Source organism: Chryseobacterium subflavum (genome assembly GCF_055762745.1).
In genome coordinates, this window is sequence record NZ_JBVTMR010000001.1 from 811,437 (window position 1) to 826,758 (window position 15,322).

Here is a 15,322-nt window from a genome sequence, read left to right on the forward strand (position 1 = left end):
ACCTATCTACATTTCTTTGTCCCTGAAAGCGGACGTGCAGAGATAGAGATGTTGTTACGCAATGATGTGATTACCTCTATATGGATTGATAGATCTAAGTATATAGAGAAGTAAATAGAAATGTAAGCAGGTAGTTATCGAGGCAAGGAGGTACATATGCCGGTGGAGTTGTACATAGCTTCTTACATAAATACATACCTATTACAATAACTGTATAGTCACATAGATCCTTATATAGATGGGTTTATAGGGGACTAGTTATATACATAAACAACTGCTTATAGCAATACAAATGCAATTGGGTAAGTAAATAAGACTATACAGGGTTATCTGTATACAGATAGATACAGAAAAGTACATATGCACAGTTATAGAGACCTAAGTAAGCAATTATATAACATTAAAAGAAAAAAAATGAGAACAAAGCAAAGACCTTTATTCATCGCCTTTTCATCTCAGAAAGGGGGTGTGGGGAAAAGTACTTTTACTACACTGGTTGCCAGTATACTTCATTATCGTTTAGGCTATAATGTTGCGGTATTTGACGCGGATTTTCCTCAGCACAGTTTGATTAAAATGAAAGAACGCGACCTCAATATGGTTATGGAAAACGAGGTTTTAAAGAAGCTTGCGTACAAGCAGTTTACAACCATTAATAAGAAAGCATATCCTATCATCCAGCATAAAGCAGAAGGGGTTGTTGAAGCAGCACAAAACTTCTTTGATTCTTCTGCTGTACCTATTGATGTGGTCTTTTTTGACCTTCCTGGAACGGTAAACACCCCTGGTATCCTAAAGGCACTGGCTGGAATGCATCACATCTTTACCCCAATAACAGCAGACCGATTAGTGATGGAAAGTACGCTGGTTTTTACACAGCTATTGCAGGATGTGATTATGAAAAAGGGAGAAACTTCCATTGAAAGTATTAACCTCTTTTGGAATCAGGTTGATGGTAGGGAAAGCACTCCTTTATACAATGTTTACATCCAGGTGATTGGAGAACTAGGTCTAAGTCTTATGCGTAGCCAGATCAGAAGCAGTACCCGTTTTCGTAAAGAAAGTGAAGTAGGAGCCAAGGCAGTGTTTCGCAGTACATTAATGCCTGCTGATGAAAGATTGATGAAAACCTGTGGGTTGGATCTCTTCATTAGTGAGTTTTTACAAATTATTCAATTGTAGTTTTTATGGAAAAAGAAAATTCTAAAAAAGCCGGTCCTGATATCAACGAAGAGCTGATGATGAGTCTTATGGCTGAAGGGGTAAAAAAAGATGGTTTACGACTTCCCTCTGAGGAGCCGAAAGCTATGGTAGAACCCGTGCAGGAAAAACCTGCGGGCAAGGAGAGAAGCAAATTGAAAAGGCAAATTGATGCTGATTATGAAAGTCTTTTTTTCAAAAAGACTGATACAAATGCTCGTGATGGGAAGACGGTATATATCCAGCCTGATTTTCACGAAAAGCTATCACGTATTGTCCAGGTTATAGGTGAAGATAAACTAACTATTTACACCTATCTGAACAATGTACTGGAATACCATTTTTTGGAATTTGGGGAGCAGATCACCAAAAGTTTTAATGAGAAATATAAACCCATTTTATAGTTATGGAAAGCTTGATACTCACATGCCTGGTGATTGTGATTCTTCTTCTGCTACATGATAAAATCTTTCCCAAGAAAACTATAAGCCAGAAAAAACCTGAAGAGAATAATACAGTCGGGTTTTCGGATATCATGGGTGAAACCAGAAGTGTTTCCCGCCTTTCACTACCATTGCCGGACAAAAGTAGCCAAACGAAAAAAGTGGATGGATCAGCTGTTACCTTTGAATCAGAATCCGGTGGGAATTCTACCGGGATTGAAATTCCGCAGGAAGAAGAGGAAGAAGTTTTCATGGTGATGCCTGACTTTGAAGAAGAAGAGGAAGAATGGAGAATAGACGGACTTTCGGAAGGCGGCCAAGGTTTTGCTATGGGGGTTACCTTTGAGGAACTAAGCGCTGTGGGGGTGCTTCTGCTGAAAGAGAAGCCAGGAGCCTCCGAAATTGAAGAAGCAGCGGATATAGTTCAAAGAATACAGGGAACCGAGTTGCTGAGTCTTTTGGAAAGTTCTATGAAAGGGGCATCGGAGAAGATTGCACAATTGCTAGACAGAAGTATTGCCAGAGAATCGACTTCTTTTTCTTCCATCATGCGGAATGGAGAATTGGATCAATTTGACATCGGGGAGTTTGTCTAAATGACAACTCCCTTTTTTTAACTTTTAATAGTTGCACTATGAAGTACATACAGCCGGTGATTAATATTGAGGAAAGTGAATTTGTAGTTGACGTTAATAACTTTCTGCTATGGGAGAAAAATAATCCTCATAATACCATCCAGTTTTCTGATATGAAGGATACGGGGGACGGATACGAATTTGAATATTGTCGGGATGATAAGAACATTCCGTTCTTTTTTTATTCTGATAACTCTGTTATGGTAAAATTACCAGCATTGATAGAATTAGACCCTGAAGGTATGGCAATGAAGTATAACTTTTCTGTACAAGATTTTAAGGGAAAGACAGATTTTGATATCATGGTAGATAAAGTTGAATATGATAAGCGGGTATTCATAGGAATTCTACCTATTTTAGATATTGCAGGTCATACTTTTTATGTAGACCTTCGCATGGATATGCTTCGGCCCAAGGATGATTTTCTATCAAAAGGAATTGTTTTTTCGAAACTAGATGGATACTATATTGAGAATAAAGAGAAATATTTAATCCCTTACAACCCTGAAACCCGTGAGTTTCAGGAGCCCAATTACCATGCTATAACAGAATTTCCCAAAGATCTTATTGCCATTGAAATCCCTATGGAGAAAAAGCTTGACCCTGTTGGCTGGAACAGAAAAATGGGTTTAGATCCAAAAGCCGATTTAAAATGGGTTGGTCTAAGGAGTCAACATACAGCCACTATTATTCCCTGGAAAGATACCCCTTTGTTGAAAATCATTGATAGTAATCTGTTGCTCAAACAAAAGAAAGAGTTGAAGAAAGATTCTCTCTCTGATAAACCAAAAGGTAAAGGTCGAAGAATATAGCCCTTGCGCCATTCTCATTAAGGAAGACTACCTTTCTCTGCATATATATATCGCGAGTTTGCACCCATATTACTAGTACCTTTTCCTTTTAGTTCTTATTTAGTTTAGAGTCTGCCCAGTTACCGTCATCATCCCCCTTTTTCCGACTTGTAGGCAGCGGAGGTTTTGGATGTATAATATCAAATAACCAAACTTTTCCCAAAATGATATTCTTGACTTCGACTGATTCTAGTACAATAGAGAATTCAACGCGCTCACGAGGAACTAGTTTTTTAACAAACGGCTCGTTTTTAGCCGTGTAAAAAACGTCTATTTCCTGTTTCTTTTGACTTGTAATAATCTTGATCCGATCAGAAAGAACTTGCTTAATTTCGCCACTTATTTGCATTTATTAAAATTGATACAAATTATATCAAATTACCAAATGTTTTCAGGTATAATTTATAGCAATTCGCGTTTTTCCAGATTTAATAGGCATTAAAAAACCTGTCCGTAGACAGGCTAAAGAAACATCAATGCTTTGTCGAAAACAAATACATTGAATTATAAATTTACAAAGATATATCGAAAAAGTTAGCAAATTTTATGACTGTAGGCAATATTATTATGTGTAGATTTATTAAAAGCAAAAAAAATATTATGGAATACAGAGTTGTTTGTAATGATTCCCTCGATGGCCTTCATGAAGTAGTTGAAGCAAATTTATTACTAGGATGGAGGCTACAGGGTGGTATTGCCATTGGAATAAATGGTTTTTATCAAGCCCTAGTTAGGATAAAATAGAGATAGACTAAATCTTAAATCTTATTGTATTAAATATTATCACTGGAGTCCCTTCTAATGAAGGTCTCATTTTTGATTAGAAAAATATATCAGAAACCATATTATAAACAAAAAACGGTCTATAATTTGATATGAATATTAGTCAATCTTTATCAAAAACATTTTTTTAACCCCACGAGATTACAATTATGATAATAAGTAAAGATTTGTTAATTAAGCATGGAGCGGTTAACAAATATTTCGCTCAGGGAGAGATAATTTTCCAGGAAGGCTCTACTCCAAACCAATATTTTCAGATTGTTACAGGTATAGTGGAATTATTTAACTTTCATCAAAATGGAAGAGAATTTAATCATAACATTTTATATGACGGACAAAGTATCGGCGAATCTTTATTATTTACAGAAAACCTTATCCAATGAGTGCAATTGCTAAGACAGATTGTAATATATTATGCCTTGGCCTAAGCGAGTTTAACAGTTTAATAAGCCAAAACTTTGATATAATGAAAAGTCTTATGCAAAGCATGTCCGAAAGGCTTTATTACAAATATATAATGCTTTTCAATTTATCGGGTATTGAACCACTGACAAAGATCAAAACCTTCTTAGATTATATCAAAGAGTACAACTTTAGAAATATCTCTGGTGCTTTTGAAGTGCCATTTACACGACAACAAATAGCAAATCTAACAGGTATGACCGTAGAAACAGTTATACGCACAATAAAAAAAATGGAGGCAGATCACATCTTAAAAATCAAAAGGGCAAGATAATCTACTAAATTTTTTATGATTATGATCATAGAACCACCAAAGTTCAACTCGCTACATTTGAAATAGTATTCTTACCACTAACTTTCATTATTTTGTGACAACTTCTTCAACCAGGGAAGTTTTTTAATAAAAAATCCCCAGCCTAAGCTGAGGATAAAAAAACACAAATGCGATTTGTTAAAAAAATTACATCACCTATAAAATTACAAATATTTACCATAAGATATATGGTGATCGCGATCATAAAAATAATTAAACATACTTAGTAAATTAGATTATTAGTTTTCCAACTAATAAATTCCATTAGGTTTGACAGCTTCCCACCCCGGGAAGCTTTTACGTAGAAACTTTAAAATTGTTTTAATACTGGATAGGAGTCTTCAATTGAAGGACTCCTTTTTTATTGATTGCAAATATTTATATAGTTGCATTTTTGTTTCTATAAAGTACTCTTCCAACAACTCGTACAATTTCTATTGGACTTAGTTCATTTCGCTGATTAACCTGTCATTTATTCCGGATACTTTTTTCGTTGATTTTATTCTTATACATCTCCTCTGAACCGGACAATTCCGGACAAATGTGTCCTCTGGAAGACGTCATAGTAGAGGACTTTGGATTCCATGTCATTTTTGTTGTGACAACTGCAAAGAGCAGTATTCGCAAACAAAAAAGCATTTTAAACATGGAAAAACAAAAAAAGAAAAAACTGCTAACGGGACTCATGCTCCTAGGAGTAGCTGCAACCTACGCGCAGGGAAATGGTTCTGCCGGGATCAACGAAGCCACCCAAATGGTTACTTCTTATTTTGATCCTGCCACTAAATTGATTTATGCCATTGGTGCGGTGGTGGGCCTCATCGGTGGAGTAAAGGTTTACAACAAATTCAGCAGCGGAGATCCCGATACTTCAAAGACTGCTGCGAGCTGGTTTGGAGCCTGTATCTTTTTGATCGTGGCGGCTACTATTCTAAGATCCTTTTTCCTTTAATATCCGGCACCATGTCAGAGTTTAAAATTAATAAAGGAATCGGCAGAACGGTGGAGCTGTACGGACTGAAAGCCCAATACCTGTTTGTATTTGCAGGTGGGCTTTTAGCAGCACTCATTCTGGTCATGGTACTCTATATGGCAGGGCTATCTCCTTACGCCTGCATAGGTACTGGGGCTGTTAGCTGCACGCTGATTGTGTGGCAAACCTTCCGTCTGAATAAGACGTACGGACAATATGGGGTGATGAAGTTAGCCGCGAGAAAAAAGCATCCCAAGTACATTCTCTCCCGCAAAGCTGTCTTCAGGTATTTTCAATCAACCCAGAAAAGTTAACCGCCATGAAAAACACGTCAAAATCAGCGACCCTGGAAAGCATGTTTCCGTTATTGGGTTTCGAGCAGGGATTTTTAATCTCTAAAGAGGCGGATGTTACTGCCTGTTTCAAAGTTCGGCTTCCTGAGATCTTTACGGTGGGGACGGAAGAGTATGAAACGATCCATTCCACCTGGCATAAGGCTATTAAGACCCTCCCTGATTATACGGTGATCTGCAAACAGGATTGGTTTATCAAAGAAGATTATCAACCTGAATTAGACCGAGAGGATCAGAGCTTTTTAGGACGCAGCTATCAATTGCATTTTAATGAGCGTCCTTTCCTGAATCATTATTGTTATCTCTATCTAACCGCTACCACTAGGGATAGAATGCGCAAGCAAAGTAACTTTTCATCGCTTTGCCGGGGTTCAGTGGTTCCTAAAGAAAGTCAGGATAGTGAAACCTTACATCGATTTGCAGAAGCTGTAAGTCAGTTTGAGCGTATTGTCAATGACAGTGGCCTATTGTCCATGGTAAGAATGGAAGAGGATGATTTATTGGGAAATGAGAAGGATCAAGGCTTATTATCTAGGTATCTAACCCTATCAACCGGTAAAGAGGGAGTCCTTCAGGATCTGTGCCTGGGGTCTGAGGAAATGCGCGTCGGCAATAAGCGAATATGTCTTCATACACTCTCTGATACGGACGATTTACCTTCATCGGTAGGTTCTGAAACTCGGTATGAAAAATTATCTACAGACCGTAGTGATTGCCTGTTGTCTTTTGCTGCTCCGTTAGGGCTGCTTCTGAGCTGTAATCATATCTATAATCAATATCTCTTTATAGATAACAGTGAAGACAATCTCCGGAAGTTTGAGAAGACAGCCCGCAATATGCATTCTCTGGGTCGCTATAGCCGCAGCAACCAGATTAATAGGGAATGGATAGAAAATTATCTGAATGAAGCCCATTCCTATGGACAGCCTTCGATTCGTGCTCATTTCAATGTGATGTGCTGGTCTGAAGATCTGCATGAGTTGAAGTTGGCCAAGAATGATACCGGAAGTGCAATGGCGCTTATGGAATGTGTGCCAAGGCATAATACCAGCGATGTAGCAACTCTATACTGGGCGGGTATTCCCGGTAATGCAGGGGATTTCCCCAGTGAGGAAAGCTTTTACACTTTCATCGAACCTGCATTATGCTTTTTCAGTGGAGAAACCAATTATCGAAATTCTCCTTCTCCCTTTGGTATTAAGATGTCGGATAGGCTGACGGGAAAACCTGTTCATGTAGATCTCTCTGATTTGCCGATGAAGAAAGGGATCATTACCAACCGTAATAAATTTGTGCTGGGTCCATCAGGTAGTGGAAAATCTTTTTTCACTAATCATATGGTAGAACAGTATTACCAGCAGGGTGCTCATGTCCTTTTGGTGGATACAGGGAACTCTTATCAGGGTTTATGCGAACTTATCAAAGGAAAAACCAAAGGTAAGGATGGAATATATTTCACCTATACCGAAGAGAATCCGATCTCTTTTAATCCATTCCATACAGACGACCGAATATTTGATATTGAGAAGAAAGAAAGTATTAAAACTCTCATTCTCACGCTATGGAAGCGGGATGATGAACCACCAACCCGTGCCGAGGAAGTGGCATTATCGAATGCTGTCAACCTATATATTGATCACCTGAAAAAAGATCTGATTCATATACCTTCTTTCAATGGCTTCTATGAATTTGTAAGGGATGAATACAGCCAGGTATTAATAGAGAAAAAAGTAAGGGAGAAGGATTTTGACCTGACTGGATTTCTGAATGTACTTGAACCCTACTATAAAGGGGGAGAATATGATTACCTGCTTAATTCCGAAAAGCAGCTGGATCTTCTTTCCAAACGTTTCATCGTCTTTGAAATTGATGCAATACGCGAGCACAGAATTCTGCTCCCAATTGTAACAATTATTATAATGGAGGTCTTCATTAACAAGATGAGAAGGCTCAAGGGAATCCGGAAAATGATTTTGATTGAAGAGGCGTGGAAGGCCATTGCTAAAGAGGGTATGGCTGAGTATATAAAGTATCTTTTTAAGACGGTAAGAAAATATTTTGGAGAAGCCATTATAGTTACCCAGGAAGTAGACGATATTATTCATTCACCTATTGTTAAAGAGTCTATTATCAATAATTCAGACTGTAAGATTCTTCTGGATCAGCGCAAGTACATGAACAAGTTCGATGACATCCAAAAAATGTTAGGCTTGACGGAAAAACAAAGAGGTCAAATTCTTTCAATCAATCAAAACAATGATCCTTTCCGGTTATATAAAGAAGTCTGGATAGGGCTTGGCGGAACCCACTCGGCGGTGTATGCTACAGAAGTTAGTGCGGAGCAATATCTCGCTTTTACCACTGAGGAAACGGAGAAATACGAAGTGATGCAGCTTGCTGCTGAGCTTGGAGGCGACATAGAGGCGGCTATACAAAAGATCGCCTATTTAAAACGAGAAAACAACGAATAAAAATCCAAAAAAAAATTAATCAATGAAAAAGTCAATTCTGATGCTATGCGTTGGCATTTTGCTAGGCACAACATCACTTAAAGCACAGTTTGTAGTAACTGATCCGGGAAATCTATTCTCCGGTATAATCAACAGTGCGAACGAAATCATTCAGACCTCTTCGACGGTATCTAATGTCGTCAAAAATTTTAAGGAGGTAGAGAAAGTATACACACAGGGAAAGGAGTATTACGACAAGCTAAAGGCGGTTAATAACCTGGTGAAAGATGCCAGGAAAGTTCAGCAGACCGTCCTCTTGGTTGGTGATATTTCAGAAATGTATGTGACCAATTTTGGGAAAATGATTAATGATCCTCATTTCTCACCACAGGAGGTCACGGCCATCGCCTATGGGTATTCCCAACTTCTTAAAGAGAGTAGCGGTCTTTTAAACGACCTCAAACAGATTGTTGGTAACTCAGGGCTGGAAATGAACGACAAGGAGCGCATGGATATCATTGATAAGGTGTATAAAGAGGTCCGGGAATATTACAACCTGGTACGTTACTACACCAATAAGAATGTGTCGGTGAGCTATCTGAGAGCCAAGAAAGAGAATGACGGAGCCAGAGTTTTAAAGCTCTATGGTACTGACAAATTAAGATACTGGTAAACTACAACATTATGTTATTACAGATAGAATTTGAGAGCCTGCATGAAGTGCTTCGCTCTCTGTATGATGAAATGATGCCGCTTTGTTCCCAAATGTCGGGAGTGGCAAGGGGGATTGCGGGATTAGGAGCGCTGTTTTATGTTGCTTATAGAGTTTGGCAGGCACTTTCCCGCGCAGAACCTATTGATGTATACCCGATGCTGCGTCCTTTTGCCATAGGAATTTGTGTGATGTTCTTTCCGATTATCGTTCTTGGGACCATCAACGGGGTATTGAGTCCCATTGTCACAGGAACCCATAGTATGCTAGAAGGGCAGACGTTGGACCTCCATAAGCTTCAGGCACAGAAAGACCAATTGGAAAAAGAAGCACTGCTTCGGAATCCAGAAACAGCTTTTTTGTCTTCCAACGAAGAGTTTGACAAAAAGCTGGACGAATTGGGATGGTCGCCTTCAGATATCGCTTCCATGGCCGGTATGTATGTTGAAAGGGCTTCGTATAATCTTGAAAAACAAATAAGAGATTGGTTCAGGGAGCTGGTGGAAATTCTCTTTCAAGCAGCTGCGCTGGTGATTGATACGATACGGACGTTTTTCCTGATTGTACTCAGTATTCTGGGTCCAATTGCTTTTGCCATTTCAGTATGGGATGGTTTCCAATCTAATCTTACCCAATGGATATCGAGGTATATCGGGGTGTACCTATGGCTTCCGGTGGCAGATCTTTTCAGCTGTATGCTGGCGAAAATCCAGGGACTGATGGTTGAACAAGATATAGAAAATCTTTCCGATCCCAGTTTCATTCCTGATGGCTCGAATACGGTGTATATCATATTCATGCTCATCGGTATTGTCGGATACTTTACCATTCCAACCGTAACAAGCTGGATTATTCAATCAGGAGGTATGGGAGGATTTAATCGCAATTTGAGTCAATCTGTCCGCAAAGCAGGAAGCATTGCCGGAGCAGGAGTTGGAGCTTTAGCTGGAAATGCAGCAGGACAAGTCAAAGGACAGCTTTTGACCAAGAAGTAGTACTGCGTTGATACTTGATTACGGCCGGAAGGGTCACTCATGAATAACGGGCAAGGATATTCTTTTTATTATAGCAGATACAGTCTAATCCTACCCATAAACTAGTTACCCGACCGGCTTTTTACCATTTAACAATTACAATATGGAATTTAAAATATTAAGAAACATTGAGAATAGCTTTAAGCAGCTTAGGCTGTTTTCTTTTCTGTTCGCAGGAATGTGTTTAGCTGTTACTGCATTTACGGTTTGGAAGTCTTATGAGTTTGCAGAGAAGCAGCGTCAGAAAATTTATGTCCTGGAAAAGGGCAAATCATTGATGATGGCACTATCCCAGGACATCAGAATTAACAGACCGGCGGAAGCAAAAGAGCATGTAACGAGGTTTCACGAACTCTTTTTCACCCTAGCGCCTGATAAAAGCGCTATAGAGTACAATATGAAGCGTGCATTTCTATTGTCTGACAAAAGTACTTTCAACTACTACAAAGATCTTTCAGAAAAGGGTTACTATAACCAGATCATTTCTGGGAATGTACTCCAACGCTTAGAAATAGACAGTATCAAGTGCAATTTTGATCGCTATCCTTATGCAGTGCAAACCTATGCACGTCAGTATATTACGCGCAGCAGCAGTATTACTGAGCGTAGTCTGGTAACTTCTTGTTTCTTGATTAATTCAGTAAAATCTGAAGCTAATCCTCAAGGTTTTATTATCGAAAAATTTACGGTTCTGATAAATAAAGATCTACAGGTGGTAGAGCGCTAACCCAATATTACTATCATGCGGTGAAGCCCTGTGAGAAAGGTATCAAAACTCACCGGTGAAGAGTATAATCTAAAATAAGAATACCATGAAAAATATAAGAAAGATGGCGGGAACCTGGCAGGCGGATTTAAAGGTCTACTGCAACAGTTTGACCCCCCGCCAACGTTTGCGATTCATCCTAATTATCTCCATACTATACTTGTTGATGGCGATGGCCACAATGGTTTGGATTTACCTGGATGCAAAAAGAGGTAAGAAAGAAGGAAGTGACATTGACCATATCACCAATCCATTGCCTGCTTTACAAAAAAGTAAAAAAGTAGCCTTAATAACTACAGTCGATAACAGGGAAATAGAAAAATTATGGAAAAGGAAAGGAAAAGTACAGTGTTGATCCATGAGGCAGGTGGTAAAAAGGACATGAAGGTGGACGCTTCTACCCGTAAAAAGCCAGAGTTTAAGAAAGCTGCAATTTATGGACTTCTTGCCATAGCCTTTGCAGGATGCCTATACCTTATTTTTCGGCCTGATGAAAAGAAGGTAATTACAGAGGCAGGGCTTAATAATGCGTTACCACAGGCTAATGATGCTGGTTTATTAGGAGATAAAGAAAAAGCATATGAACAGGAGCTTCTTGAAAAAAAGCAGAATGAACGAAAGAATGCAATGCTTTCTTTATCTGATTATTGGAATAGCCGTGATAGTGTTGCCAGCACGAATCCATTAACAGGAGAAGGTGGTAAGAACCGGGCAAATCCGACATTAACCAGTCGGCAGAATTATGAGGAGATCCAGAATACCCTGGGAAGCTTTTACCATGATGACAATGAGAAGGAAACATTACGGAAGGAAATCAGGGAGTTGAAAAGAGAAAAAGCCAATGCAGCTTCTTCACAGGATGCTATTACCAATGATCCGATTGCTATGATGGAGAAATCCTATCAAATGGCGGCCAAATATCTTCCTCAGGTTATGCCTCAACAGAAGCCTGCGGCTTCTGATACAATAAAGCAGCATCCTGTTTCTAAACGGTATATTGAACCAGTATATATGACGGAGAAGAGCGTAGTGTCTTCTCTTACCCAAAGACAGCAACAGACCGATCAGGAATTTGTGGCTTCAGTATTGAACGGTGGACAGGAGCGATTTTTTAACGGAGGTATTGGGGAAAGTTCTGCTGTTTCCAAAATATTGTCCAATAGCATCCATGCTTGCATTCACCGAACTCAAACGATCACAGTAGGTAGCAGTATTCCTTTGCGTCTACTCGAAGGTATTCGTATCGCGGGAATAGCCATCCCACCCGGAACACTCCTCACGGCCCGAGCTGGGATTAGAGATGGAAGGCTAGGACTGGAAATTAGTTCGGTAGAGTATAAGGGTAAGATAGTCCCTGTAGAAATTTCGGCCTATGACCTGGATGGCCAGCCTGGGCTTAATCTTCCTTACACTCCAGATGTCAATGCGATAAAGGAAATCGCTTCGGGGATGAGCAGTTCCGCAGGAACTAACATTGTGCTGAGCAGTTCGACAGGGCAGCAGTTGATCTCTGATCTAACGAAAGGGGTAGTACAAGGAGCATCAGGCTACCTGGCTAAGAGGATTGGAGCTCCAAAAGTTACTGTAAAAGCAGGATACCTTCTTTTCCTGCTCCCTAAAAACAATAAATACAATTAGAACAACGCATTAAAAATTAATTATGAAACACATTTTTAGAATGGCTGTCATTGTCCTGTTAACCCTCATGCAAAATGATGCGTGGGCACAGTTACAGCCAGCAGATATACCAGTTGATACCATAAAAGAGGTGAAGAGCCTTCCAACGGAAGAGCCTTATTCAACCATTGTTCCCTATGATGTAAGGGTGACTTATGATAAAACCACCCACTTGATATTTCCTTCTGCCATACGTTACGTGGATTTGGGTAGTGAGAATATTACTGCCGGGAAAGCAGAAAGTGTGGAAAATGTACTCAGGGTTAAAGCTGCGGTAAGAGGTTTTACAGATGAAACCAATTTTTCCGTCGTTACTGAGGATGGAAAGTTTTACAATTTCAATGTCCGATATAGTGAATATCCTGATACTCTTACTGTGAATTTATCAAAAGATAGAAAGAACAGCAAAGACAATATATCCACAGCTACAGAGGGCGAAGCACTTTTTAAAGAACTCGGTACTGATGCTCCGGCATTGTCTCATTTGGTGATGGCAAGTATCTATAAACGCAATAAGCGATTTGTTCGGCATATTGGTGCAGAGAGCTTTGGGATAAAAGTGCTCCTTAAAGGGATTTATACACTCAATGGAAAGCTTTTTTTCTATTTGGAGTTTAACAATGCAACTAATATTCCTTTTGCCATTGATTTTATAAGCTTTAAGGTTGTGGACAAGAAGATTAGTAAGCGTACGGTTATCCAAGAAAGGACAGTGGAGCCTCTTGGAGAATATATGGAACTGAAAGAAGTTGCGGGGATTAGTACAGAAAGAAATGTTTACCTGCTGGAACAGCTCACTATTCCTGATGATAAGGTACTCTTCATTGAAATCTTTGAAAAGAATGGTGGCCGGCACCAGGTGCTGAACATACAGAATGAAGATCTCATCAAAGCAAGGTTGGTTAAGGATATGCGCCTGAATTTTTAAACTAATACCTAAAATTTTAAGACAATGAAAAATATAGTTTTAATACTCATCCTGATTTTGGCGGGCTTTAGTGAAGTTAAAGCCCAAAGACTAATGGAAGGAAAGAAAGGAATAGAGTTTTCCATAGGCAGGATCTTGGGAGGGAATTTTTTACCCACTCCCTATTATATACAAGCAGGAATGACGGTTAGCCGAAAGAAAGGCAACTATCTACTGTGGGCATTTGATTATTCCCGTCGGAAATATGCCTTTGGAGGGATAGAAATTCCTGCGGAGAGTTTTGCAGCTGAGGGTAGCTATAATCTCTATCTACTGGGAGACTGGACAAGAACAGTATCCCTTTACGTTGGACTAGGTGCTGTAGCAGGTTACGAGACCATCAATGAGAGCAAAAAGATACTTCCTATGGGAGCTGTCATTCTCAATGAGGATCGCTTTATCTATGGGGGCGCATTACGTCTTTCTCTGGAAACTTATCTGGGAGATAGAATAGTGTTGTTAGTGCAGGGAAAAACCCGGTATGTGATGGGGACATCCCTGGAACGCTGCCGTCCCATGGCTGGTGTGGGAATTCGTTTTATTTTCTAATGATAAATCAACAACTATGAAATATTTTAGCAGTAAACAATATTTAAAAACAGGTATTATTAAGAAATGGGGCTCATTCATGATGTTCCTGTTTATCTGCCTGGGGCTCGTCTCCTGTTCCAAAGAGCTGGAGGTTCAGACTAACTTTCCTTTTACATTAGAGATTATGCCGGTGCCATCATCAATAGAACCCGGAGAGATCGTGGAGATTCCTTGCCATATAAAAAGGGAAGGATTCTATAAGGATACTCAATATTCGATTAGGTATTTTCAATACGAAGGGATCGGTAGGCTGATGTTTCAGGAAGAAAAATCTTTTCAGCCTAACAAGCTGTATAAAATTCCAACAGATTCTTTCAAGCTGCACTACAAACCGAAATCAAAAGAGGGGCACAAGTTTCAGATATGGGTTTCAGATCAGTTCGGAAACGAAAAAACAGCTGAATTTAATTTTAACTGATATTCTTCACTTGATGGGTTAATTTGTATGAGGATGTTGACGGCCGGGATTTCAATCCCGGCTTTTTTAATTGATAACAATTATGCTCTTAACTTTTCTATTAATGCCTCAATAAGTTTATTCTGTGAATCCATTAATTTAGCAAGATGTTCCTGGTTCTTTATAATGCCCTCCATCATGGCTGAAGAATTAATATTAAATACAGGGTTATAAGCTGCCCCAATTACATTGGAAGAACAAGAATCAAATGTATTATTCGAAATGACTGTATTTCCATCTTCCAATAAATCATTAATTTCAATATCATAGATTTCACATAGCTTAACTACCGATTCAAGACCTGGTTTCGAGGTATCTGTCTCCCACTTGTGATAAGCAGGTTGTGATATGTGCAACAAATCAGCAACTTCTTGCTGTGAGTATCCTTTTCTCTGTCTAAGTCTTGTTAGTTTGGTTCCCAGTGTTGCCATAAGTAAATTTTATATGGCTAAAATATAAAAAATATATAATATAAATGGCTTGCAATTTATAACCGCTGGTTATTAAATTTATAACCAAAAGTTTTCACTTGGGACAGAATTATTTTTAGATTAGCCGAACTTATTTCAAAATAACATCGAGGAAAATAAGCTATCTTTTTAGATAGGTTTAAGCTGCAAAGCAAAATTATTATTTGATAAAATAATACGACATG

At 39.0% G+C, this 15,322-nt stretch carries 18 protein-coding genes; 17 read left to right on the forward strand and 1 reads right to left on the reverse strand.

Going from position 1 to position 15,322, the window contains the following annotated elements; translation table 11 throughout:
• Nucleotides 1-414: 414 nt before the first annotated feature.
• The 17 genes from AC0INN_RS03705 (at nucleotide 415) to AC0INN_RS03785 (ending at nucleotide 14,628) form a co-directional block, all read left to right on the forward strand.
• Nucleotides 415-1,182, forward strand: coding sequence for a ParA family protein (locus AC0INN_RS03705; protein WP_306611751.1), 768 nt, complete (start codon nucleotides 415-417; stop codon nucleotides 1,180-1,182).
• A gap of 5 nt (nucleotides 1,183-1,187) precedes the next feature.
• Nucleotides 1,188-1,604 carry a DUF3408 domain-containing protein gene (locus AC0INN_RS03710; protein ID WP_306611753.1) on the forward strand — a complete coding sequence of 139 codons (417 nt, stop codon included), beginning with the start codon at nucleotides 1,188-1,190 and terminating at the stop codon, nucleotides 1,602-1,604.
• A gap of 2 nt (nucleotides 1,605-1,606) precedes the next feature.
• Complete coding sequence (locus AC0INN_RS03715; RefSeq protein WP_306611755.1) at nucleotides 1,607-2,239, forward strand: conjugal transfer protein TraD; 633 nt, start codon at nucleotides 1,607-1,609, stop codon at nucleotides 2,237-2,239.
• 38 nt (nucleotides 2,240-2,277) lie between these two features.
• Nucleotides 2,278-3,090, forward strand: coding sequence for a hypothetical protein (locus tag AC0INN_RS03720; protein WP_306611757.1), 813 nt, complete (start codon nucleotides 2,278-2,280; stop codon nucleotides 3,088-3,090).
• Between the two features lie 971 nt (nucleotides 3,091-4,061).
• Nucleotides 4,062-4,295 carry a cyclic nucleotide-binding domain-containing protein gene (locus AC0INN_RS03725; RefSeq protein ID WP_306611760.1) on the forward strand — a complete coding sequence of 78 codons (234 nt, stop codon included), beginning with the start codon at nucleotides 4,062-4,064 and terminating at the stop codon, nucleotides 4,293-4,295.
• On the forward strand, nucleotides 4,292-4,648 hold the full coding sequence (locus tag AC0INN_RS03730; protein WP_306611762.1) for a Crp/Fnr family transcriptional regulator: 357 nt from the start codon (nucleotides 4,292-4,294) through the stop codon (nucleotides 4,646-4,648). Before AC0INN_RS03725 ends, AC0INN_RS03730 begins: the two co-directional genes overlap by 4 nt.
• A 685-nt stretch (nucleotides 4,649-5,333) precedes the next feature.
• Nucleotides 5,334-5,639 (forward strand): DUF4134 domain-containing protein, encoded by a 306-nt coding sequence (locus AC0INN_RS03735; RefSeq protein WP_306611764.1) that lies wholly within the window; start codon nucleotides 5,334-5,336, stop codon nucleotides 5,637-5,639.
• Between the two features lie 11 nt (nucleotides 5,640-5,650).
• Entirely contained in the window at nucleotides 5,651-5,974 is a 324-nt protein-coding gene (locus AC0INN_RS03740) for a DUF4133 domain-containing protein (protein ID WP_306611766.1), read from the forward strand.
• Nucleotides 5,975-5,979: 5 nt separating this feature from the next.
• On the forward strand, nucleotides 5,980-8,484 hold the full coding sequence (locus AC0INN_RS03745; RefSeq protein ID WP_306611768.1) for a TraG family conjugative transposon ATPase: 2,505 nt from the start codon (nucleotides 5,980-5,982) through the stop codon (nucleotides 8,482-8,484).
• A 22-nt stretch (nucleotides 8,485-8,506) separates the two neighbouring features.
• Nucleotides 8,507-9,136 (forward strand): DUF4141 domain-containing protein, encoded by a 630-nt coding sequence (locus tag AC0INN_RS03750; RefSeq protein ID WP_261511568.1) that lies wholly within the window; start codon nucleotides 8,507-8,509, stop codon nucleotides 9,134-9,136.
• Nucleotides 9,137-9,159: 23 nt separating this feature from the next.
• On the forward strand, nucleotides 9,160-10,170 hold the full coding sequence (gene traJ, locus AC0INN_RS03755) for a conjugative transposon protein TraJ (protein WP_306612899.1): 1,011 nt from the start codon (nucleotides 9,160-9,162) through the stop codon (nucleotides 10,168-10,170).
• A 142-nt stretch (nucleotides 10,171-10,312) separates the two neighbouring features.
• Nucleotides 10,313-10,936: a conjugative transposon protein TraK gene (gene traK, locus AC0INN_RS03760; RefSeq protein ID WP_261511569.1), complete on the forward strand. Its 624-nt coding sequence runs from the start codon at nucleotides 10,313-10,315 to the stop codon at nucleotides 10,934-10,936.
• Between the two features lie 85 nt (nucleotides 10,937-11,021).
• Nucleotides 11,022-11,330, forward strand: coding sequence for a TraL conjugative transposon family protein (locus AC0INN_RS03765; RefSeq protein WP_306611772.1), 309 nt, complete (start codon nucleotides 11,022-11,024; stop codon nucleotides 11,328-11,330).
• Nucleotides 11,300-12,613: a conjugative transposon protein TraM gene (gene traM / locus AC0INN_RS03770; protein ID WP_306611774.1), complete on the forward strand. Its 1,314-nt coding sequence runs from the start codon at nucleotides 11,300-11,302 to the stop codon at nucleotides 12,611-12,613. The genes AC0INN_RS03765 and traM overlap by 31 nt, the downstream gene beginning before the upstream one ends.
• Nucleotides 12,614-12,635: 22 nt before the next feature.
• Nucleotides 12,636-13,580 carry a conjugative transposon protein TraN gene (gene traN / locus AC0INN_RS03775; RefSeq protein WP_306611776.1) on the forward strand — a complete coding sequence of 315 codons (945 nt, stop codon included), beginning with the start codon at nucleotides 12,636-12,638 and terminating at the stop codon, nucleotides 13,578-13,580.
• A 24-nt stretch (nucleotides 13,581-13,604) separates the two neighbouring features.
• Nucleotides 13,605-14,168 carry a conjugal transfer protein TraO gene (locus tag AC0INN_RS03780; protein WP_306611778.1) on the forward strand — a complete coding sequence of 188 codons (564 nt, stop codon included), beginning with the start codon at nucleotides 13,605-13,607 and terminating at the stop codon, nucleotides 14,166-14,168.
• A 16-nt stretch (nucleotides 14,169-14,184) separates the two neighbouring features.
• Nucleotides 14,185-14,628, forward strand: a complete 444-nt coding sequence (locus tag AC0INN_RS03785; protein ID WP_306611780.1) for a TraQ conjugal transfer family protein — start codon at nucleotides 14,185-14,187, stop codon at nucleotides 14,626-14,628.
• Between the two features lie 80 nt (nucleotides 14,629-14,708).
• Here the strand turns inward: AC0INN_RS03785 and AC0INN_RS03790 are convergent, their stop codons facing one another.
• Nucleotides 14,709-15,098 (reverse strand): helix-turn-helix domain-containing protein, encoded by a 390-nt coding sequence (locus AC0INN_RS03790; RefSeq protein WP_306611782.1) that lies wholly within the window; start codon nucleotides 15,096-15,098, stop codon nucleotides 14,709-14,711.
• Nucleotides 15,099-15,322: the final 224 nt, after the last annotated feature.